The organism is Pseudoalteromonas lipolytica (assembly GCF_900116435.1).
GTDB classification, from domain to species: domain Bacteria; phylum Pseudomonadota; class Gammaproteobacteria; order Enterobacterales; family Alteromonadaceae; genus Pseudoalteromonas; species Pseudoalteromonas lipolytica.
Map to the genome: position 1 here is coordinate 59,424 of NZ_FPAZ01000004.1, position 21,777 is coordinate 81,200.

17 protein-coding genes are annotated in these 21,777 nt (G+C 41.2%); 8 read left to right on the top strand and 9 right to left on the bottom strand.

All coding sequences use genetic code 11. The features are described 5' to 3' along the window. Positions 1–253 precede the first annotated feature (253 nt). Complete coding sequence (locus BM378_RS04745; protein WP_074988721.1) at positions 254–2,620, bottom strand: TonB-dependent receptor; 2,367 nt, start codon at positions 2,618–2,620, stop codon at positions 254–256. Positions 2,621–3,453: 833 nt separating this feature from the next. Between BM378_RS04745 and BM378_RS04750 the strand changes: the two genes are divergently transcribed. Continuing rightward, on the top strand, positions 3,454–4,071 hold the full coding sequence (locus tag BM378_RS04750) for a LysE family translocator (RefSeq protein WP_074988722.1): 618 nt from the start codon (positions 3,454–3,456) through the stop codon (positions 4,069–4,071). Positions 4,072–4,116: 45 nt separating this feature from the next. On the opposite strand, the gene BM378_RS04755 is transcribed toward BM378_RS04750, so the two are convergent. Next, positions 4,117–5,025 (bottom strand): LysR family transcriptional regulator, encoded by a 909-nt coding sequence (locus tag BM378_RS04755; protein ID WP_074988723.1) that lies wholly within the window; start codon positions 5,023–5,025, stop codon positions 4,117–4,119. A 119-nt stretch (positions 5,026–5,144) separates the two neighbouring features. Between BM378_RS04755 and BM378_RS04760 the strand changes: the two genes are divergently transcribed. Continuing rightward, positions 5,145–7,121, top strand: coding sequence for a ligand-gated channel protein (locus BM378_RS04760; RefSeq protein WP_074988724.1), 1,977 nt, complete (start codon positions 5,145–5,147; stop codon positions 7,119–7,121). A gap of 145 nt (positions 7,122–7,266) precedes the next feature. Here the strand turns inward: BM378_RS04760 and BM378_RS04765 are convergent, their stop codons facing one another. Genes BM378_RS04765 through BM378_RS04780 form a run of 4 tightly spaced genes read right to left on the bottom strand, consistent with a single transcriptional unit; the run spans position 7,267 to position 12,211 of the window. Next, positions 7,267–8,313 carry a pectinesterase family protein gene (locus BM378_RS04765; protein ID WP_074988725.1) on the bottom strand — a complete coding sequence of 349 codons (1,047 nt, stop codon included), beginning with the start codon at positions 8,311–8,313 and terminating at the stop codon, positions 7,267–7,269. 9 nt (positions 8,314–8,322) lie between these two features. Further along, positions 8,323–9,264, bottom strand: a complete 942-nt coding sequence (locus BM378_RS04770) for a sugar kinase (protein WP_074988726.1) — start codon at positions 9,262–9,264, stop codon at positions 8,323–8,325. Beyond that, positions 9,264–10,751, bottom strand: coding sequence for a UxaA family hydrolase (locus BM378_RS04775; protein WP_036972290.1), 1,488 nt, complete (start codon positions 10,749–10,751; stop codon positions 9,264–9,266). Before BM378_RS04775 ends, BM378_RS04770 begins: the two co-directional genes overlap by 1 nt. A 2-nt stretch (positions 10,752–10,753) precedes the next feature. Continuing rightward, the gene (locus BM378_RS04780) at positions 10,754–12,211 is read right to left on the bottom strand and encodes a tagaturonate reductase (protein WP_036972288.1); all 1,458 of its coding nucleotides are present in this window, start codon (positions 12,209–12,211) and stop codon (positions 10,754–10,756) included. Positions 12,212–12,452: 241 nt separating this feature from the next. Here BM378_RS04780 and kduD point away from each other — a divergent pair, with 241 nt between their 5' ends. From kduD to BM378_RS04810, 6 genes are all read left to right on the top strand, one after another. Continuing rightward, entirely contained in the window at positions 12,453–13,217 is a 765-nt protein-coding gene (gene kduD / locus BM378_RS04785; RefSeq protein WP_036972287.1) for a 2-dehydro-3-deoxy-D-gluconate 5-dehydrogenase KduD, read from the top strand. A gap of 15 nt (positions 13,218–13,232) precedes the next feature. Then, positions 13,233–14,075 (top strand): 5-dehydro-4-deoxy-D-glucuronate isomerase, encoded by an 843-nt coding sequence (kduI, locus tag BM378_RS04790; RefSeq protein WP_036972286.1) that lies wholly within the window; start codon positions 13,233–13,235, stop codon positions 14,073–14,075. Positions 14,076–14,111: 36 nt separating this feature from the next. Then, complete coding sequence (locus tag BM378_RS04795; protein ID WP_074988727.1) at positions 14,112–15,101, top strand: TRAP transporter substrate-binding protein; 990 nt, start codon at positions 14,112–14,114, stop codon at positions 15,099–15,101. Next, the gene (locus tag BM378_RS04800; RefSeq protein WP_036972283.1) at positions 15,098–15,583 is read left to right on the top strand and encodes a TRAP transporter small permease; all 486 of its coding nucleotides are present in this window, start codon (positions 15,098–15,100) and stop codon (positions 15,581–15,583) included. The genes BM378_RS04795 and BM378_RS04800 overlap by 4 nt, the downstream gene beginning before the upstream one ends. Beyond that, on the top strand, positions 15,583–16,884 hold the full coding sequence (locus BM378_RS04805) for a TRAP transporter large permease (RefSeq protein WP_036972281.1): 1,302 nt from the start codon (positions 15,583–15,585) through the stop codon (positions 16,882–16,884). Before BM378_RS04800 ends, BM378_RS04805 begins: the two co-directional genes overlap by 1 nt. A gap of 118 nt (positions 16,885–17,002) precedes the next feature. Further along, entirely contained in the window at positions 17,003–18,019 is a 1,017-nt protein-coding gene (locus BM378_RS04810) for a LacI family DNA-binding transcriptional regulator (RefSeq protein ID WP_036972278.1), read from the top strand. Here the strand turns inward: BM378_RS04810 and BM378_RS04815 are convergent. Genes BM378_RS04815 through BM378_RS04825 form a run of 3 tightly spaced genes read right to left on the bottom strand, consistent with a single transcriptional unit; the run spans position 17,996 to position 21,690 of the window. Beyond that, a complete protein-coding gene (locus BM378_RS04815; protein WP_083202755.1) occupies positions 17,996–18,943 on the bottom strand; it encodes an alpha/beta hydrolase in 948 nt (315 codons plus the stop codon). The genes BM378_RS04810 and BM378_RS04815 overlap by 24 nt on opposite strands. Beyond that, on the bottom strand, positions 18,940–20,598 hold the full coding sequence (locus tag BM378_RS04820; protein WP_074988728.1) for a glycoside hydrolase family 43 protein: 1,659 nt from the start codon (positions 20,596–20,598) through the stop codon (positions 18,940–18,942). Before BM378_RS04820 ends, BM378_RS04815 begins: the two co-directional genes overlap by 4 nt. Before the next feature lie 9 nt (positions 20,599–20,607). Beyond that, positions 20,608–21,690: a glycoside hydrolase family 88/105 protein gene (locus BM378_RS04825; RefSeq protein WP_227006884.1), complete on the bottom strand. Its 1,083-nt coding sequence runs from the start codon at positions 21,688–21,690 to the stop codon at positions 20,608–20,610. Positions 21,691–21,777: the final 87 nt, after the last annotated feature.

Here is a 21,777-nt window from a genome sequence, read left to right on the forward strand (position 1 = left end):
ATGGTGGTCAGTATTACCAATTACGATTTAACGAGTTTGAGCTGCATAGAATTAATTGTTGAAAAAATTAATCACTAATTTTTTAATTTTTATCAACGAGATATTTTTAAAGTCGCTAACTTAATTAATACAATTTATATAACGGTCGTTTTATATTTTTGGCGAACTTATCTGAGCTAAAAAATAAATTGGTTAATAGCGTGTTGAAAAAATAATGCCGCTTAGAAAGCGGCATTGACTCTTTAATTGTTATTTACATAAAGTTGTAATCTAAACGTATGCCAATGCTACGCTCGGGTAAAAAATCTATGTATTTTTGAGCGGTTGTTCTATTACTACGACTTCGATCTCTTTTATACTTAATCGCATCATTATCGAAGACATTATTTAAGTGAACGCTTAATTTCACGTTTTCGTTGACCTCATAACGAGCTGATAAGTTAAATACTTCATAACCAGGCACTTCATCTCCAGGTTTGGTATCAAAGTGCGTGTTGTATTTACCATATGCTGAGACGTCACCACGAATAAAGAATGGCTTGTTATTAATGTCAAATTCCTTATCAATTGCGATATAAGCATTATATTTAGGCACCATCGTCATTTCTTGACCTTTAACGCCACCGATTGTTTCATTATCTTCAGTAAGTTCAGAGTTGGTATAAGAGGCATTTACAATTAATGCTATAGTATCTGTTAAGCTTGCTTTTGACTCAAACTCAAGCCCTCTTGAACGTGCTTTTCCTGCATTTGCGGTATAAGAGAACCCACAAGAATCCATGTAAATACTCGTCTTAATATCACTCCAGTTTATTTGATAAATAGCAGAGCTAAAGTTGAACTTACCATCGAATAATGAGCCCTTTAAGCCAACTTCATAGTTATCGATTGAATCAGATGTGAAGCGAGCTTTACGATTCTTAGCATTAACATCATTTACACACGCTGCGGCTAGTGGGCTATTGTTACCACCTGGGCGGTATCCTTCAGAGTAAAGAGCATAAATTGAATAGTCATCAGTAGGTTGCCAAGAAGCGCTAAATTTAAAGCGATTTCCTTGTTCTTCACCGCCTATCAGTGTTTTATCGTTTGACCACACACCAATTTCTTCAGTGCGTTCAAAATCTTCTAAATTGAAATGGCGAATACCCGCATTTAACTCAATATTGCCAAAATCGTCTGTTTCAATTTGGTACGCTACATCTGCAAACAGCGCAAACTCTTTTGCCCACTCGCTGAACACATGATAATTCCAAATTTTATTAGGATCGTCAAAGTTATCTAAACCGATTTGCTGGGCATCGTCCCCCCACCAGTAAAGTGCAGCAGCTGCTGTCCTGTCACCGCTTTCAATATATTGCCATTGATGACCTGGAGAGTCAGGTCGCCATGATTTATCCCAATAAGCACCGACAGTCCAACTTAAATTGCTATTTAAATCGAAGTTCTGAAGCCTAATTTCATGGGTAACGCGGGACAGCTCTTGATCGTTTATTATCCATGTTTTAAACATATCAGAAGCATCTAAACGAGACCAATCATCCAGCGAATCAGATTTTACTTTTCGGTATGAACCAGCATAAGTTAATGAAGCAACGTCGGCTATATTATCAACATCAACAGTTATGCTATATAAATTTGTAGACTCTTTATCCCAACCATCGAGTAAATTATAGAGAGCATATTTATCATCAGCACCATGAATAAATCCACCACCTTGAATACAATCTGGGCGATTAAATGTCGGATCACATGTTATTTTAGTGTCTGAGATATCATAACCGTACTTAGCTGAAGCATCTTCATCATAAGATAATTCATAGTAATATCCTGGCTTTGAGGTATCTCCCAATGTTGCGCCATTAGCAGAATACTCATCATGCACATAGGTGAAGTTAAGTGCTAAATTATCAATTGGTTGCCATAATAATTGACTTCGAATAAAACTACTTTGACTTTTACTCTGTTGGCCTGTTGCTTGATTGACATAAGGACGGACATCGTTGGTTATATTACCTGTCACTCTTAATGCAAGGGTATCGTCTAATAGAGGTACATTAACACCTAAAGATAAGCTGCTGTCAAAACCATCTACATTATTTTCACTTGAGCCTTCAATCGTACCAAATAACTCAAATTCATCTAATTGTGGTTTTTTAGTGATAACGCGAACCGTACCACCGATTGCATTCGAACCGTATAATGTACCTTGTGGGCCGCGTAATACTTCAACTCGCTCAACATCTGTGAGGTTTGTAAATTCATACGGGATATCATCAGTGAATATGGCTGTTGTATCTGGCGATGCGCTATTCCCTCCGCTTAACCCTCTTAAAATTAACTGACCACGAGGTGCTGCAGCACCAGCTAAAGTACGGTAAATATCAGATGCATCAAGGTAGTTTCGATTGGCAATCTCAACTGCAGATACCGCTGAAATACTCATAGGTATTTCTAGGATTGTTTCAAGTTTTTTACGCGAAGTAACCGTTATTACTTCTAGATTTTCCTCTTTTTCAATTTTATCTTCTGTATCCATGGCTATTGCTGGAACTGCATATAAATGACCTAAAATCACAGTGGTTAAAATAGTTTGTTTTGTTAATAGAGTGTTTTTCATTGATGTTCCCAGTGTTTTTTTTGTTGATATTCTATTAACGACGTTAATTTAAATATTGGTATTGTTCAATCTATTTAACCCTTTTTTGGGGAATTGTTTTTCTAATTGGTTTTTATTCTGGAATTAATTATGTCTTTTTGTTTATTTTTACATGCTAAATAATGAGATTGACCAACGTGTATATTGTTTTTGTGAGTCGTTAGTCGTGCTTACGGAATTGCTCATCAGGCAATGGTCTTTTTTAGGTGATGAGTTTTTTTAATTGTTCTCTCAAACTGCACATTCGAGTCTTTCTTCAATTAAATTATCCCGTCAGATAAAGCTACAGAGCACTCATAGGTATTTTACAGAGAAGGTAAAAGCTCAGCGCAACAAGTTTGCAGTGATCACAGGGGTCATTGCTGTTTAGGTAAAATACTAAATTCAGTTTCACGTGGAAAATTAGTTATAGTGTATGTACTTATCGAAGCTATAAAGTAGAGCTGAGTTTAGTTGACTGAAGATGAAGCGCTTGTGCAATAGCCATCGCTATCACAAGAAATGGAGTCCGATACAATGACTACTCGTGGTCGCGCTGTACGTAATAATGATCTGGCTTGATTATTTGCTGCAATAGAATGTGTTGCCCAAGCTAATGGTATAGGCTTTTTGGTAGCTTATATTTTAGTAACGAAGATCGTGGGCTAACTAGCTCCCTATATTAATATTGCATTACCAGTTTTCATGAGCTTTAGCGCATTGAAATGTGAGTAATCGCGTGTTTGTTTGCTTATTTAATTGAATGTGTTTAAATCGCTTTTCTATTTTTTCAGTATTCATGATGTGATTGGTTTATGCTCGATTTAGCAGTACTTGCGGTTTTTATTCCTACCTTCTTTTTTGTGTCTATTACACCAGGTATGTGCATGACTTTAGCGATGACTCTGGGTATGAGTGTGGGGGTAAGGCGCACATTGTGGATGATGGTGGGTGAAGTGCTTGGAGTGGCAACGGTGGCAATTGCCGCTGTTGTGGGGGTTGCCAGTATTATGCTTAATTATCCTGCGTTGTTTGCGGTACTAAAATATGTTGGCGGTGCGTACCTTATTTATCTTGGAGTCAATATGTGGCGCGCAAAAACCAGTTTTAAGCCCGAAAATGAAACCGAGCAGCAAATAGGGCGCGGACAACTGTTTTCACAAGGTTATATCACTGCCATCGCAAACCCAAAAGGGTGGGCGTTTATGATTTCACTCTTGCCCCCTTTTATAAATGTAGAATTAGCCGTTGCCCCGCAGCTTGCTGTATTAGTAAGCATTATTATGCTGAGCGAGTTTATCTGTATGTTAATTTATGCCACGGGTGGTAAAAGCTTGAGGTTATTTTTAGATAAAGGCGACAATTTAAAATGGCTAAATCGTATTGCCGGTGCGCTTATGATGTGTGTAGGTGTTTGGCTCGCACTTGGATAATACCCACGCGCTTATTTTAGCGAATTGGTATTATCCATACTGGCCTTAATCAACAAATTCAACCTGTTTCGATACATCATTAAAACAGTGTTTTATGGTTTCTATCGCTGTTTTGGTTTTTGCAGCTAAGCTGTCTCTTGCTGGGGTAACTGCATACACGGTGTAGTTTGGCATGGCCCATTCGGGGGCGATTTCGATGAGTTCTTTTTTTCTTAATAAGTGCCTCACTTCAGGCTCTGGCAACACGCCATAACCGACCCCATCACAGACCAGCGCAATTAAACTTTGCATGTTATTGACGTTTATTTTTGCCTTGGGCAGCGGTTTACTTTCAAGCGTTAGTGGATTAAATGCATTGCTGTCGGCGTATGTATGTGAAATACGGGCGAACTGATGTAAATCATCCCAACTGACTTTTTTAAACTTAGCGATAGGATGATCTCTGTGGGCGCAGAGCTTTAACGGCCAGGTTGCGAGCTTTCGTGCAATCAGATTTGAGTTTGTTAATGGGCCTATTGCAATGGCTAAATCTGCGCCACTTTTTATCATATCGATTGGCTCATCAGTTAAAATTAACTGAATACGTAAATCATCAAACTCGTTTATTAGGCGCTCGAGCGGTTCACTTAAAAGCCCTCCACCAAAACCGACGGGGGCCACTAACTTTAATTCGCCACTGGGTTTACTTTGTAAGTGTTGTAATTGCGTGCTGGCTTGATCTGCAAGTGCCAGCATCTTTAAACAGCTTTGATAATACAAATGACCGGCTTCGGTCAGCGTCAACTCTCGCGGGCTGCGATTAAATAAACTTAACCCGATTTCCTGTTCTAATTGTTTTATATGTTGGCTTACAGCCGATGTCGTCATTGATAACTCAGCAGCAGCACTGCTCATATTGCCTGTTTCAACAGTACGAGAAAATACGCGTAGTGTTTTGATTAGCTTGGAATTCATTGTTCAGGCCTTCTTAATTCAGTTTTAAGAAATCGTAAATTGTTAAAACGGGGACTTCTCATTAATATTGCAAACGCTAATTATTATCATTTATAAACAAAAAGTCACGGAGTATTATTATGACGAGGGTTGTTCCTTCTGTTTTACCTCTCACCGCTGCTGTCTTAGCAGGCCTATCTCATTTTGCATACGCTGATGATAAAAAACAAGACATGGAAGTGATTGTTGTTTCTGCATCTGGGTATGAGCAAATGCTAAAAGAGGCACCTGCAAGTATTAGCGTGATTGATCGTGAGCAGCTAGAAAAGCGTTTTTACCGTGACTTAACAGATGCCATGACCGACGTACCCGGTGTGGTTGTGACCGGTGGTGGTGATAGAAAAGATATCAGTTTGCGTGGTATGGCAAGCCAGTACACTTTGATTTTAATTGATGGCCAACGTCAAACCTCTCGCGAAACTCGTCCAAACAGTGATGGCCCAGGTGTTGAAGGGGCATGGACACCCCCTATTTCAGCCATTGACCGAATCGAAGTTATTCGTGGCCCTATGTCATCACTGTATGGCTCTGATGCCATTGGTGGGGTTATCAATATTATAACCCGTAAAACACCCGAAAAGTGGTATGGCGAACTGCGTTTAGACAGCACCATTCAAGAATCAAGCGAATCTGGCAACATTAATCAAGGTAGTTTTTTTACCGCGGGTGGCTTAATTCCAGAGTTGCTAGGAGTTCAGCTTTCTGGGCAGTTCTCTGAGCGTGATGAAGATGACTTTGTTGCTGGCTTTCGAGGTAAAGAGCAAAGCAATATCAAAGCGAAGTTTATTTTAACGCCATCAGATAACCACGAAATTATGTTTGAGGTGGGCTCGGCAAAACAAAAACTGGATGAAACTTTAGGTAAAACTGTCGCGCCTTTAGCGCAAGGCGAAAGCTGTGGCCGACGGGGGTGTCCTGAGTCGTCAACCACAGAGTACGACCAAGAAACTTATTCGCTTAGCCATAATGGCTTCTACGATTTTGGCTCATCGCGCAGCTATCTAAAATACGATAAGTTTGATAACACCTCGCGTGAAATGTATGTCGAAAATACCGACGCGCAAACAAGCTGGACACTGCCATTTACCAATCATAATGCAAGCGTTGGTGCGGCGTATTTAAAAGAAGAACTGGATGATTATACGAGTAATAGCATCAGTGATTTAACGCATGTGGAAAACGAGCAATGGTCGGTGTTTGCAGAAGATGAATGGTCTGCATCAAAGCAATTTAAACTGACCACTGGGCTTCGTTATGATCATGATGGTAACTTTGCGGGTCACTTTAGTCCGCGTTTATATGGTGTATACAATGCCACTAAGTCGCTGACTGTGAAAGGGGGGATTTCAACAGGCTTTAGAGCACCGAATATTCGCCAATCTACTCCAGCGTGGGGACAGGTAAGCCGTGGTGGTAATATTTATGGTAACCCAGACTTAATCCCTGAAAAGTCCGTAAACTACGAAATGGGGATTTATTATGATATCAGTCGCGATTTATCGCTCTCAAGTACGGTGTTCTACAACGAGTTTAAAGATAAAATTACGCGTATTTCTTGCCCATTAACGCAATGTACAGATGGTCCGAATCAGTTTGGTTCTCTGCCTACAACTTATATCAATGTTGATGAAGCAGTAACACAAGGGTTTGAGCTGTCGGTTTCTTACGAAATTACCAGCGAGCTTGATGTGAGTGCTAATTACACCTACACCGATTCTGAGCAAAAAACCGGTGAATACAAAGGCAGTCCACTTAATCAATTACCTAAACACATTTTACAAACCTCACTTAATTGGCGCCCGGTAGATAAACTAGGAACGTGGCTGCGTGTGCATTATCGCGGTGAAGAAAGCCAACCTACGACAGGTCCATCGCAAAGTAGCTTAATTGCGCCAGACTACACTTTGGCAGACATGGGGGGTAACTATGATTTAAGCCGACGAATTACACTTGGCTTTGGTGTGTATAACCTATTCGATAAAGAAATATCAGAGGCAGAGTATGGTTATGTAGAAGATGGTCGTCGCTACTGGTTGTCAGTGGGTGTTAACTTCTAAATGTGATGAGTAATATGAGTGTGGCGTAATTATGCCACACTCATATTTATCGAACGAGGTTGAGTGCATACCTGTGAGAGGTGAGTAACGATATAACTTACAGTGACATTGAAACCCAAAGCATGCACTCTAAAGTTAACGCAACTTATTTCAACTGAAATGCATCAGTTTTAAAATTTTGAGTAGCCAGCTGTTGTTTCAGCATCTGCAATTGTTGTTTGGGCTGCCATTCGCCTTTGAAAACCCAGTCAACAAGGTTGTTTTCTTCTATATTGAGCTGTTTCGGTTGGAAGTTATCATCTAACCAAGCATACGGGGCTTTGTTATTGGCGAAGAAATAACGGGATCCCCAACGATTTGGTTGGTCTCTTTGCTTATCCGCATAGGTTTTTTTAAAGATAGGTTTATCTGCCAAGTTATCAGAAAACTGATTTCCTAATAAATAAAACTGGGCATCATAATGATGTCTGCCAAGCCAAAAGCCTTCTACGCCATTAAATTCACTATTAGCAACAACAAACTTTTGTTCGCTACTCAATTCGCCATCATGCCAAAGAGTCGCGGTTTGTTTTAAGTTGTAAAATTGAGAATGCTCAATGAGGGCGGTACCTCTTGGGCAAACCATATCTGTAGCCCCAGTGAAAGAGCAGTAAGAGTGGTAATAAAGACCCTCTTTTTTGTTCCAAAGACTCACTGTATCAGCACCATAGGCCTGTACGTCACATTGATGAAAGATGATTCGTGATGCGTTTTCAAAGCCGCGGATCGCAAACTGATGTTCAAGTGTGTTATGAATTTTTCCGTAATCATTGATAACGGAGATATTGGCGAGTGTTATGTCACTGCCAGTGATATTAACCACGGCAGCTCCCCAGTCACTGTCATTGTGTTCTCGCCAACTATTCCTCAACTGTGCGTAACGAATGATAGTATTAGCGGCGGATTCACCGACAATACTGAGGTTACTGCGGGTGATATACAGTTTTTCGTTGTACTCACCAGCTGCAACAGTGATCACCACCTCTTTATAGGGGCTACTCGCATTAATTGCAGCTTGAATGCTGTTATAGGCATGCTTATTATTTTTTTCTACATGCATAAATGTGACAGGCTCGGTGCCAATTGCAGGCGTCGCAGCAAAAACACTCTGCGCAATAGATAACACCACGAGCAATGATAAAAATAAACGCATACTTGTCTCCTAAAGTGTGCTGTTTAGTATTGAGTTATCTATTGGGACGATGGCCCCTCGTTGTTGAATAACCTGTCCTGCAACGAGATTTCCAGCCTCTGCACAGCTTGCAATGTCATGGTCTAGCAACCAATAACTTAAAAACCCCGCATTAAATGAATCACCTGCTGCAGTGGTATCAACAACATTATCTACCAGTCTGGCATCATACTGATTGACAATACTGTGACTATTTTCACTGTATTGACATCCCTTTTCACCGGTTTTAATGACCAGCTGCTTTACACCTTGTTGATGCAAGTGCTCACGACATTCTGTGAGGTTGTTAAAGCCCCAAATTTGGGCTTCATCTTCAAATGTCACCAAGGCTAAATCAGCAAGCTGATACATACGGTTGTTGCTCTGTTGGCAATGAGATTGAGATGCCCAAAGCGTTGGCCGGTGGTTACTATCGTAGATAATTTTAACACCATGAACTTTTAGATCAGCCAATACATTAAGTAAAATATTACAATCATCGATGGGCAAAATTGCGAGTGAAATACCCGACAAATAAACTGCATCGACTGCTTTTAACTGGCTAACAATATCAGCAAATTTAGCGTGGCGAACGAGGTATTTTGCCGCAGAATCATTGCGCCAATATTGAAAAGTGCGTTCGCCATGGGCGTCAGTTTGGATCATGTATAAACCAGCATGCTTGTTACTGTCGGTTAATACGGTGTCACAGTTAACCTGGTAGTCTTGCCAGCGAGCAATCATTGCTTGGCTTAACGCATCCTCTCCCATCACAGTGACGTAATTGACATCAATGCGTTCGCTTGCCAATTTTTTCATGTAAATGGCTGTATTCATGGTATCGCCACCAAAGTTTTGTTGCATTTCGCCAAAAATAGCCCCTGACAACTCCACCATACATTCCCCAATAATGGCAATTTTCTTTTTTGACATTAGAGGGTTACTCCTTTTTTCCAGATGGCTACTTCGCGAATATCATTTACTTCATTACAGGTCGGTTTACCATTCACTACATCCACCAACAAATCGACAAATTCTTGATGAACTTCAGGCATGGATTTGCCATTCACCAGCACACCAGCATCGAAGTCGATCCAGCGGGTTTTCTTTTTCGCAAGCTCTGAATTAGTGGCTATTTTTAAAGTAGGCACAAAACCACCGTAAGGCGTACCTCGCCCGGTGGTAAAGAGCACAATATGACAGCCCGCAGCTGCAAGTGCGCTGGTGGCAATGGGGTCATTGCCGGGGGCGTTGAGTAAATTGAGTCCTGGAGTACTTAATCGTTCACCATAATCAAGCACGGCCTGTACTTTGCTGGTACCTGCTTTTTGAGTACAGCCCAACGATTTGTCTTCTAATGTAGTTATGCCGCCTTTTTTGTTACCCGGAGACGGGTTTTCATAAATGGGTTGGTTATGCGCTTTATAGTAACCTTTAAAATTATTTACCATGCTGACAAGCTGGTTAAAGGTGTCTTCATCTTTACAGCGAGACATTAGTAAGGTTTCTGCACCAAACATTTCGGGTACTTCGGTCAGTACGGTCGTTCCACCTTGAGCAATTAAGTAATCAGAAAAATAACCTAGCATTGGGTTTGCTGTGATACCGGATAAACCATCACTGCCACCACACTCAAGACCAAACTTTACTTCACTCAGCAGACCGGGTTCACGTTTATCATGTTTAATTACATCGTAAATTTGTTCTAGCAGCGCGACACCATCTTCTACTTCGTCATCGGAATGCTGAGATACTAAAAATTTTATTCGATTCTCATCAATATCACCTAACCCCGCTTTAAAGGCGGCAAGCTGATTATTCTCGCATCCTAAACCGACAACTAATGCACCACCGGCATTAGGGTGTAATGCCATATCTTGCAGTAAAATTCTCGTGGTTTCTAAATCGTCACCTAACTGTGAACACCCAAATTGATGAGGAAATATATGAACCCCGTCAATGCCAAGATCGGGGTGATTTCGTAGAAACTCATCTTTCATTTGTTTGATCATACCGTTGACGCAGCCAACCGTTGGAATCAACCAAATTTCGTTACGTATACCAATTTCGCCATTCGCTCTGCGATATATATTCACGGGTGGAGAGGGCTCAGCAGGAGCTTGACTGACAAATTCAGGCTGATATTGATACTCTAACTCATCATGCAGGGTCGTTTTAATGCTGTGGGTATGAACCCAAGCACCTTGCTTTATATCTTCAAGAGCAAAACCAATTGGAGCGCCATATTTTATAACACGGTCATCTTTTGAAATTGGCTTTAACGCAATTTTATGTCCTTTTTCGATGTCGTCTAATGCGGTGAACGAGAAGTCTTCAAACTCAATGTGTTCACCCGCACTAATTGGGCTCAGGGCAATAGCAACATCATCAGTATTATGAAGTCTTAATAACTGTGCCATGATTATAATTCCACTTGTTTTGATAGTGTCTCTTCAACAGAGGTCGTAAGCATGCTGTTAAGCTGTTCTGTTACTAGGTCAGTCAATCCTGTCAGTTCATTGAGATCCTTATCCCAATGCCACTTAGCGCCAAGCACACTGCTGACAAGCTCTTTCAATGTTATCGCACCACCTTGGTGCTGTTGCCACAGGGATTTGAATAAAGTGATCCACTCAGGACTATCTGAAAGCTCAATGGGTTGACCATTCCGCTCGCCGCGGTAAAACAAAATTTGCCCCGCAATTGCTGTCGCAATGAGTGCTGGAACGGTTTTATTATCTACAATATATTGCTCTAACTGCGGCAGTAATCGCGTTTTAAATTTGGTCATACTATTCAGTGATATCGACATAAGTAAATGACAAATATACGGATTTCTAAAGCGATTAAGCACATCATTGGCAAATACCTGCAATTCATCTTTAGGTAAAGATAGTGTGGGAATAATCTCGTCAAAAATCAGTTTACTTACATATTTCTCGATTAATGGTGAGGCGAGCGCTTCGCCCACAGAGTCGATATTTGCCATATAGGCCAAAGGCACCATCGCAGTATGTGCACCGTTTAAAATGGCGACTTTACGTTGTTTGTAAGGGGCTATATCGTCAACAATTTTAATATTGACATCACTGCCTTCTAAACATAATACGTCAGCTAAATGTTGCGGCCCTTGAATAACAAATAAATGAAAATATTCAGCTGTGACCATGAAGTTGTCGTAGTAGCCAAATTGTTCTTGCAAGTGTTGATGTTCATCACGTGGGAAGCCCGTCACGATGCGGTCAACCAACGACGAGCAAAAATAATTATGCTCGTTAAGCCAGCTAACAAACTCGCTGGGTAAATCCCATAGTTGGCAGTACTTGAGGACAATTTCTTTTAATTTTTCACCATTATAATCAATTAGTTCACAAGGAATGATGATCATGCCGCGATCACTTGCACCGTTAAAGTGATTAAAGCGGTGAAATAACCATTGAGTTAATTTCGCAGGGAAGGCTTTTGCTGGCTTATCAGTGAGTGAGTCTTCGCTAATGTACTCGATGCCTGCTTCGGTTGTATTAGAAAAAATTAACTTTAGATCTTCACTTTCTGCGAGCTGTAAATATTTATCGAATTCTTTATAAATAGGAATTTCTTCGTTTACACAGCTAATAATGCGTTCATTAGATACCGATTCACCTTGCTCATTAATGCCTCGAATAATACTGGTATAGAGACCATCTTGAGTATTAAGTAGCGGTAATGTGTCGTAATCAATTGGTCTAATAATGGCGACACCCGCGTTTAAACCTGTTTGTTCATTTAATTTGTCGATTTGCCAATCCACAAAAGCGCGTAAGAAATTCCCCTCACCGAATTGCATTATAGTCGTCGGGTATTTGTTTTTATTGACGTTTTTTCTATTTAGTGTGTACATACATTTGACCCATTTTTAACCTTAATTGGCGTGTTGATTTTTACATCTTAGACATATTTGCCACCGGTGGCAAATAAAATTTGACAAATTGCCACCGGTAGCGAAGAATGGCTATTAACAACTTTGTGAATGTTTTTACAACTTGTTTATTAAAGTGGTGTTAAAACAGGCATTCAAACTTTTGTATCATCTTATTTGAAGAGGCTGATACAGAGAGTTAGCAGATAAAAAGGTTAATTTTATGACAACACAGCTATTCGATTTAAAGGGGAAAACGGCTTTAGTAACAGGCGCGAGCCGTGGCTTAGGAAAGCAAATTGCAATGGGATTAGCCGCTGCTGGGGCTGATGTGATCTGTAGCAGTAGTCGTGAGCATGGTTGCGAAGAAACATGTAGCGAAATAGCTAAAAGCGCATCGAAAACATGGGATATTGCCGCTGATTTGAGCGATGCCAAAAGCGTGTCAGCATTAGCAGAAAAGGCGTTGTCGGTTAATGATGGCATCGATATTCTGGTCAATGTGGGTGGCACCATTTTTAGAAGTCCCGCTATCGATTACCCCTACGATGAATGGCAAAAGGTGATAAAGGTTAACCTTGATGCCAGCTTTTTACTTGCTCAGGCATTTGCACCGAAAATGATCGAAAAGGGTCAAGGTAAAATTATCAATATTGCATCCATGCTGTCATACAGTGGCGGAATGACTGTGCCCGCTTACACAGCAAGTAAACATGCTATTGCAGGCGTTACCAAAGCCTTAGCAAATGAATGGGCACAATATAACATTCAGGTTAACGCGATAGCACCTGGGTATTTTAGAACAGATAACACGCAAGCGCTTCAGGATGATCCTGGGCGCAATAGCGAAATAGAAAAACGTATCCCAGCAGGGCGCTGGGGAGAAGCTGAAGATTTAATTGGTACCGCAATCTTTTTATCATCACGAGCCAGTGATTATGTCAATGGACATATTTTGGCAGTTGATGGCGGATGGTTAGCACGTTAGTAGGAAAATAAAACAATGAACACAGAAATTGAATCACGTTACGCAGTAGGCCCAAATGAAGTAAAAGGGTTTGACACTGAGCAATTGAGAAACGAGTTTTTAGTCGACAAATTAATGCAAGCCGACAAAGTGTATTGGCTTTATACCCACTATGAACGTTTTATGGTTGGCAGTGCAGTACCTTTAAATAACGCATTAACGCTTGAAACATTAGATAACTTAAAAGCGGCCCATTTTCTTGATGGTCGCGAATTGGGCATTATCAATGTTGGGGGCAAAGGCAGTATTACAGCGGATGGTGAAACTTACTCATTAGACTATAAAGATGCACTTTACTTAGGTCGGGGTAACAAATCAGTGTCTTTTCGCAGTGATGATGCTAAAAACCCAGCTAAATTTTACTTAAATTCAGCACCTGCGCATCACAGTTACCCAAATAAACACGTTACTAAACAAGATGCTAATGTACTTCATTTAGGAAGTTTAGAGACATCGAATGAGCGTAATATCAACCAAATGCTTATCAATACAGTGGTACAAACGTGTCAATTGCAAATGGGCTTAACTGAACTTAAGCCCGGTAGTGTGTGGAATACCATGCCAGCTCATCAACATGATCGTCGTAACGAAGTGTATTTTTATTTCGAAATACCTCAAGAGCAAGCGGTCTGCCACTTTATGGGTGAGCCAACAGAAACGCGGCATTTATGGATTCATAATGAGCAAGCTGTGGTCTCGCCACCGTGGTCAATCCATTCTGGTGCAGGGACACAGAATTACAGCTTTATCTGGGGGATGGCTGGTGAAAACTTAGATTATGACGACATGGACAAGTATCAACCGCAACAATTGAGATAGTCCACATTTAACAGAACACACAATGAAGAAATAATAATGAATAGAAATCTTCTTTACAGCGTTTTCGTGGTTTTTACGCTTGGTTTTATAACCAGCTGCAGCAATGACAACAAAACCACACGCTTGACGCTTGCCCACACGCTGGATACCCGGCATGTGGTGCATCAAGCGATGGAGTATATGGCAAAACGTTTAGATTACTATTCCAACGGAAGTATGGAAATAGTGATCTATCCCGGTGGTCAATTAGGGTCAGAACGAGAGCTTATCGAGTTGCTACAAATAGGTAGTCTTGCTATTACCAAAGTGTCTGCGAGTCCACTTGAGGGCTTTGTGCCAGAAATGAAGGTGTTTGGTATTCCTTATCTGTTTAATGACAGTGCGCATTTTTGGCGCGTATTAAACAGTCAGTTAGGCCAAGACATGCTTGATAAAGTATCTTCTGCAAGACTCAAAGGGTTAGGTTATTACGATGCAGGCAGCCGAAGCTTTTATACGACCCAAAAACCCATTCACACGCCTGACGATTTAATTGGTCAGAAAATTCGTGTATTAAATAGCCCCACGGCCGTTGCGACGGTACAAGCTCTTGGCGGTGCTGCAGCACCTATTGCGTGGGCTGAGCTGTATTCGGCTCTGCAGCAAGGGGTTGTTGACGGCGCTGAAAATAACCCACCCAGTTATTACTTATCTCGCCACTATGAAATTGCGAAGTACTACTCGTTAGATGAACATACCTTTGTGCCTGATGTTATTTTGGCCAGCCAAGAAGTGTGGGAGTCCTTGAGTGAACAACAGCAAACATGGCTAACTAAAGCCATGGCTGATTCTGTTGAATACCAACGTTCACTCTGGCAATCAGCATCGGATGAAGCGCTTAAAGCGGTTATTGAGGCCGGCGTTGAAGTTACCTACCCCGACAAAAAAGCGTTTCAGGATAAAGTCGCCGATTTTCATGCATCATTTGCAGGTACGCCTGTTGAGCAACATATCAAGGCTATCAAAGCGATGGGGGAGGCAAAATGACAAAGCTAAATTCACATCTTAACTCATTGATAGAACGGATTTTGATAGTAGCGATGATCGCCATCGTGGCTGTCGTGACTTGGCAGGTGTTTTCGCGTTTTATTTTGCGTTCGCCAAGTTCATACACAGAAGAGTTAGCACGTTTTTTATTAATGTGGATTGGGGTTTTAGGCGCATCGTACGCATACAGAACTCGCGCCCATTTAGGACTTGATCTGTTCTATCAAAAAATGGTTCCGACACTACGCAGAAAATGCACCTTTATTATTGAATTATCGGTATTGATAACCGCATCTTGCATTTTAGTGTATGGCGGCAGTTTGTTAATGATGCTGAGTTTTGAGCTTGAACAAAGCTCGGCAGCTCTGGGTATTAATATGGGCTTTGTTTATGCTGTATTGCCGTTAAGTGGCCTATTAATTGTATTTAACTGCGTTGAAAATATTGTTAATTGCTTAATGAATGTGATGGAGGAATCATAATGGAAATGACAGCCATAATTCTAATTGTGTGTTTTTTCATCTTACTGTTTATTAATGTCCCTATTTCTATTTGTATCGCATTATCGACACTGATTGCGCTTACGTTACATATGGATTTTACGCCAGCAAGTATTACGATTTCCCAACAGATGATGGGTGGTCTGGATAGCTTTGCCTTGTTAGCCATCCCATTCTTTATTTTGTCTGGTTTAATTATGGGCCAAGGAGGCATAGCCAAGCGTTTAATTGAGTGTGCTATGGCAATGATTGGCTTCTTACCCGGTGGTTTAGCGCTTGTGAATGTAATGTCGTGCATGATGTTTGGTGCTATTTCGGGTTCTGCTGTTGCTGCTACGTCGGCTATCGGTAGTTTTATGGTGCCAGAAATGAAAAAGCACGGTTACAGCGAAAACTTTGCAGCAGCAGTCACAGCAAGTGCGGCAACAACAGGTATGCTAATACCCCCGAGTAATATTCTTATTATTTACGCTATTGCGAGTGGGGGAGTATCGATTGCAGCCTTATTTATTGCGGGTTATTTGCCGGGTATTTTACTCGGTTTAGCACTGATGATGGTGTGTGCAATTTATTCTATTAAGAACAATTACCCTGTGACAGCGCGACTGCCTTTTTCGGTCATGTTCGAAAAGATAATCGCAGCATTGCCCAGTTTATTACTTGTTTTTATTGTGATTGGGGGCATTATTGGTGGTGTTTTTACGGCGACAGAAGCCGGGGCCGTTGCCGTGATTTATGCTCTCGTCCTTGCTGTGTTTGTGTATAAAGAAATTCGTTTAAATGAAATGCCTCAGTTATTACTTAAGGCCTGCGAAACAACCGCCATTGTGATGCTTATTATTGCGGCATCTTCTGCAATGTCGTGGCTTTTGTCCTATACGCATATTCCACAAATGGTCAGTGAATTCTTTTTAACATTAAGTGATAACCCAATAATTATTTTGTTATTAATTAATTTAATTTTGATACTTGTGGGCGCATTCATTGATATGACGCCAGCTGTACTGATATTCACACCGATATTTTTACCGGTGGCAATGCAATTTGGTATGTCTCCTGTTCAGTTTGGTATCATGATTGTTCTCAATTTATCGATAGGATTAGTGTCTCCGCCAGTGGGGAGTGTATTATTTGTAAGTTGTGCAGTTGCAAAAACAGCGATACATAAAATAATAAAACCCATGATGCCACTTTATTTAGTGATGTTTCTGGTACTAATGTTGGTTACGTATGTACCTGCAATTAGTGAATTTTTACCACGCTTATTCGGTTTATTAGATTAAAATCACCAAAGAGGTGCATGTCGCCTCTTTTGTCATTTATAATGTAACGAATTTGTGTACTTTTAATAATTAAAAGCTGAACACTACTGTCGCTAAGTAGTTGACTCTGGAATTTTATATGTCTGTAACAATCAACGATATTGCTCGTTTATCAGGGGTCTCTAAACGCACTGTTTCGAGAGTGATAAACTGCTCACCGGCGGTCGGTAAAGCAACCCGTGAGCGGGTGTTAGAAATTATTAAAGAAACAGGGTTCTCGCCAGATAAGCAAGCGCGCGGTTTGGCGTCGAGTCGTTCTTACTTACTGGGCTTAATCTATGATAACCCCGATGCACTGTATATTGATGAAGTGCAACGTGGCGCATTGAGTGTTTGTGCTGAGCTTGGCTATGAGCTTGTTGTGCACCCTGGATCATCAAAACGCGATGACTTCATTAGTGATTGCCTTAGTTTTATTTCGCGCTCAAAACTAGATGGCGTGATTATTTTACCTCCTGTCTCTGAAAATAAAGCATTGGCAGCAGCGCTTCGAGAAATTAATTGTCCTTATGTTCGTCTTGCGTCAGTTGATTTAGATGATGCAGACAATATTGTTGTGTCTGATGAGCGTGCTGCCATGCGTGATATGGCGACACATTTAGTCGAGTTAGGTCATACAGATATTGGGTTTATTTCGGGCCCTCAACATTACCGCTCGTCGATTGAACGTTTAGCAGGCTTTTTGGCTGAGTTGCAGGTATATAACGTTAAGCTACCAACAGACCGCATAGTTGAAGGTAAAAACAATTATGACAGTGGTTTGGCGTGTGCTGAGCAATTACTTAATACTTTGCCAAGACCCACTGCAATCGTTGCAAATAACGATGAAATGGCTGCAGCGGTTCTTCGGGTTGCAAACAACTTAAATATTAGAGTGCCCGATGAGCTCTCTGTGGCTGGATTCGACGATAATATTTTGGCATCACGTATTATTCCCTCATTAACAACTATCCGACGCCCAGTGTTTAATATGGCGTGTTTGGCAGTCCAAAAGCTGATCAATAAATCCCGTAATAATCAGGAAAAGTTAGCCTTACAAAAAACAGTGACACCTAACCTCGTTACACGCGAGTCAACGGGAAGAGTCAACGGCTAACTGTTTATTAATAAACTCACTGATTAATTCAACCGTGTTATTTTGCCAAGGGTGAAATAGCCAAAAGCAATGGGGAGCCTCTTTAAACACATGCTCCTTGTTTGTAATGCCACGCTCAGTTAATTGTTCTTGAACTGTTTTTTTTCCTGCATAAAATCGCGCAAAGCCACCGTTGATGAATAAAGTCGCAGGGCTTGTGTTTGAGATGTAATTAATTGGGGATGCATGTTGCCAAATTGCAGGGACTTCTTCATAACGACCTCCTAACCACTTACTGGCAGATGTAACCGCCTTACTTTTATCATTCTCGTAGCGCAGCGCCAAAGGGGTAGTGAAATCAGACAGGCCATCAATGTTGATTAACACGCGCGCATTCACTGCCAATGAGGCACTTTGATTCGATAACTTGCCATGACTATAAGCCAGTAGGGCAGCTATTTGCCCGCCTGCTGAACTGCCTGCAAGGGTCAGTTTTTCAGCATTTAAGTGAAAGCGTGAAGCGTTACTTTTTAACCACTGTGTTGCTAGTGCAATATCATGAATCGATGCAGGGTATTGCGCCTCATCCGAAAGTGTATAAGCAGGGGTTGCCACAACAAAGCCCTTAGCGGCAAGTTTTGCTGCGAGGGTTTGTAAAATGGCCGGCGAACCCGAACCCCATCCTCCACCATGCACCAATACAATCAGTGGTAATACAGTGTTGTTATTAGGTCGAATAATAGTGATTGACTGGGAGCGCAATTTACCTGGGTACGTATGTTGTTCGACGTTTAAATTACTGATTGGGCTGTCATCTGGTAGATGCAACTCGCTGTAGCGTGGTTTTAACTTTTTATATGTGTTTTCAAGAGTATAAGACGCACTATGAACGTGGTTTGATATTCCACTTAATAGAAAAGCGATAAGGGGGAGTGTGTGTTTCATTTATCAGCTACCTTAGAAAAGCGAATATAATCGTAATGTACAGAGTGAGAATTGCGACTGACCAACTTATTGACATTGAATAAGCCCACTTTGGCACCAACCCAACGGCCTTTTTTGGCACTAAAATGCTCTCCGATGGCCCGATATTGTGAGGCTTCTGACGTTTTATAACTAAATACCGCATGAGCGCCAGGTTGCACCAGTAATCTTAAATACATTGTCTCAGTGGTGACCTCTGTAATGATTGTTTTATGTTCTGTACATCCTTTTCGTGCTCCTTTGCATTGGCTATAAACAAGGTGGAGTGCGCCTTCATCTGAACGCGATATACCGATCCACGCATAGTCTTCGCCAAACAATAAAAGACCGCTGTCGCCCTGGTAAGTTTCTGGATTAAAGACTAATTTTGTTTCAACGAAAAAGCGCTCTGCCGGTAGTTTTTGCAATAACAGCGAAGGAGTAAGCCACAAACTGTCTGCTACTTCTTGCTGTTGGGATAGTGTTAAATAGCCAGCACTGTCAGTTAAAGAAAACCAGTGTGGCTGTGGATTTGCGTTCCATTGCCATTGTAAACCAAGTTGCTCAGCATTAAATTCATCGCTGTTGGGTATTTGAGTGCTTAAGAACCGTTTAGCTTTGGGTTTTCGATACTTTAAAACCGGCTCGCCGATGCCATCTTTATCGGGATCTCGGCCAATCACGGGCCAATCATTAAGCCATTGAAGCGGTTGTAAATGCACGATACGGCCGTAGGCATTTTTAGATTGAAAATGAACAAACCAATCTTGGCCATATGGCGTGTTGATCCAACTTCCTTGGTGTGGGCCGTTGGTTAGCGAGTTTCCTTGTGCCATTACAATTTTGTCTTCATACGGGCCTAGTATGTGTTTACTTCTAAAAACTGACTGCCAACCTAAATCGACTCCGCCAGCAGGAGCAAAAATGTAATAAAAGCCATTACGCTTGTAAAACTTAGGACCTTCTAAGGTACGATATGAGGGCAGGGTATTGCCATCGACGATATGCTGGTATTCGTCACTTACCCAACTGGCGTCAGCACTCATTTCACGAATTGAGAGAACATTGTTAAATCCGGCCCTGCTTTTTGCCCACGCATGGAGCAAGTAAGCTTTGCCATCATCGTCCCATAAGGGTGTAGGGTCGATAATTCCTTTCCCTTTTAGAATTAATGTGGGTGTTGACCATGCTTTAGCGGGGTCTTTGGCTGTAATAACATAGATCCCAAAATCTGGGTCAGGATAAAAAATCCAAAATAAGCCATTATGATAACGAATATTGGGTGCCCAAACGCCATTACCATGTTGTGGCGTGTTGTAGTGCTCACGCGGTTGTTGAATAGGGAGTGCGTAATTTATGAGTTGCCAGTTAACTAAGTCGTTTGAATGTAAAATAGGCAACCCCGGCGCAGAGTTAAAACTTGATGCCGTCATGTAATAATCATCACCCAGGGCAACGATATCAGGATCTGAAAAGTCAGCATGAATGATAGGGTTTTGGTAATACCCATTTTCTAAATCTGCCTGCCAAATGAGCGGCATGTTATTTTTTTCAGTGGGGAACTCTATCAGTTCAATAGCCGGTAAAGTAACACTGACAAAAAAAAGGGTATTTATTAAGACATAAATCGCTTTCACTTGATTTCCTTATCTGCCTAATAAAAGACTCGCTAAAATAAAAGGCCCAACTGCTTTAGGGTCATTATCTCGGATATTTTCGCTTAAGTAATAATCATAGCTACCATCACGATATGGCTTGCCGCCAAGCCCTGCGACTTCACAGGCTGATGTGATTGAAATACGTTTTGTTTTTTTGTCGACAGCGATGAATTCATCGATTAATCCAGCATAACTTTGCTCTGCGTACACTAAGTAGTAGGCAGGTAAGGCGTTATCTAATACTCCTTTGATGATTGCGTAGGTAAACATGCTGCTTCCAGAGGATTCAGGATAATTACCGGCTTCATCGCCTTTATCTGTGACTTGATACCAAGTTCCAGTGTCATTTTGATAATGTAATAAGCGATCGATTAAGTGTTTAAAGCGGCGAGATAACCATGCTTTTTCAGGATAATCATCTGGCAATTGCGCTAACACATCAACCATCGCCATGGCATACCAACCTATTGAACGTGACCAGTGATTTGCTGATTGTCCTGTGATTGGGTCAGCCCATTTTTGACTCTTTGACTCATCCCAGCCGTGAACAGGGAGTTGGGTATCAGGTCGGTATAAATGCTTTTCAATAAGTTGGAATTGCTTGATAACATCGCTAAATTGCTCTTTTTGACCATAACGACGAATGTACTCAGCGTAGAATGGTGCGCCCATGTATAAACCGTCGAGCCACATTTGTGAGGTGTAGCGTTTTTTATGCCAAAATCCCCCCTCTGTAGTGCGGGGATGCTTTTCTAATTGCTTTACTAGTGTGTCGATGGCGAGTCGATATTTTTTGTTGCCTGTTTCGTCATACATGAAAAACAATAACTTACCAGCATTGAGCATATCAATGTTGTATTTACTCTGTTGATAAGTCTTAATCGTGCCATCGTCCATAACGAGGCTATCAACATACTCTTTTATGTAATTGAAATAGCGTGTATCGCCTGTTTTTTGATAAAGCTTAGCAAATGCCATAAGTTCTAAGCCATGGGTATAGTCCCAGCGAGCAGCAGTGCGCCAGTCAATCAAATAGGCATGCGGATGACGTTGCATTTCTGATTCAGCCATCCATATCGACCACCTAATAGGGGGTTTTTTAACATTGCTTGCAATGCTGTTTACTGACCAAAAAACGCTTAAAATACAGGTTAATAA

Coding starts and splice junctions, on each gene's coding strand:
- BM378_RS04745 (WP_074988721.1), bottom strand. CDS start 2,620: ATGAAAAACACTCTATTAACAAAACAAACTATTTTAACCACTGTGATT.
- BM378_RS04750 (WP_074988722.1), top strand. CDS start 3,454: ATGCTCGATTTAGCAGTACTTGCGGTTTTTATTCCTACCTTCTTTTTT.
- BM378_RS04755 (WP_074988723.1), bottom strand. CDS start 5,025: ATGAATTCCAAGCTAATCAAAACACTACGCGTATTTTCTCGTACTGTT.
- BM378_RS04760 (WP_074988724.1), top strand. CDS start 5,145: ATGACGAGGGTTGTTCCTTCTGTTTTACCTCTCACCGCTGCTGTCTTA.
- BM378_RS04765 (WP_074988725.1), bottom strand. CDS start 8,313: ATGCGTTTATTTTTATCATTGCTCGTGGTGTTATCTATTGCGCAGAGT.
- BM378_RS04770 (WP_074988726.1), bottom strand. CDS start 9,264: ATGTCAAAAAAGAAAATTGCCATTATTGGGGAATGTATGGTGGAGTTG.
- BM378_RS04775 (WP_036972290.1), bottom strand. CDS start 10,751: ATGGCACAGTTATTAAGACTTCATAATACTGATGATGTTGCTATTGCC.
- BM378_RS04780 (WP_036972288.1), bottom strand. CDS start 12,211: ATGTACACACTAAATAGAAAAAACGTCAATAAAAACAAATACCCGACG.
- kduD (WP_036972287.1), top strand. CDS start 12,453: ATGACAACACAGCTATTCGATTTAAAGGGGAAAACGGCTTTAGTAACA.
- kduI (WP_036972286.1), top strand. CDS start 13,233: ATGAACACAGAAATTGAATCACGTTACGCAGTAGGCCCAAATGAAGTA.
- BM378_RS04795 (WP_074988727.1), top strand. CDS start 14,112: ATGAATAGAAATCTTCTTTACAGCGTTTTCGTGGTTTTTACGCTTGGT.
- BM378_RS04800 (WP_036972283.1), top strand. CDS start 15,098: ATGACAAAGCTAAATTCACATCTTAACTCATTGATAGAACGGATTTTG.
- BM378_RS04805 (WP_036972281.1), top strand. CDS start 15,583: ATGGAAATGACAGCCATAATTCTAATTGTGTGTTTTTTCATCTTACTG.
- BM378_RS04810 (WP_036972278.1), top strand. CDS start 17,003: ATGTCTGTAACAATCAACGATATTGCTCGTTTATCAGGGGTCTCTAAA.
- BM378_RS04815 (WP_083202755.1), bottom strand. CDS start 18,943: ATGAAACACACACTCCCCCTTATCGCTTTTCTATTAAGTGGAATATCA.
- BM378_RS04825 (WP_227006884.1), bottom strand. CDS start 21,690: ATGGCTGAATCAGAAATGCAACGTCATCCGCATGCCTATTTGATTGAC.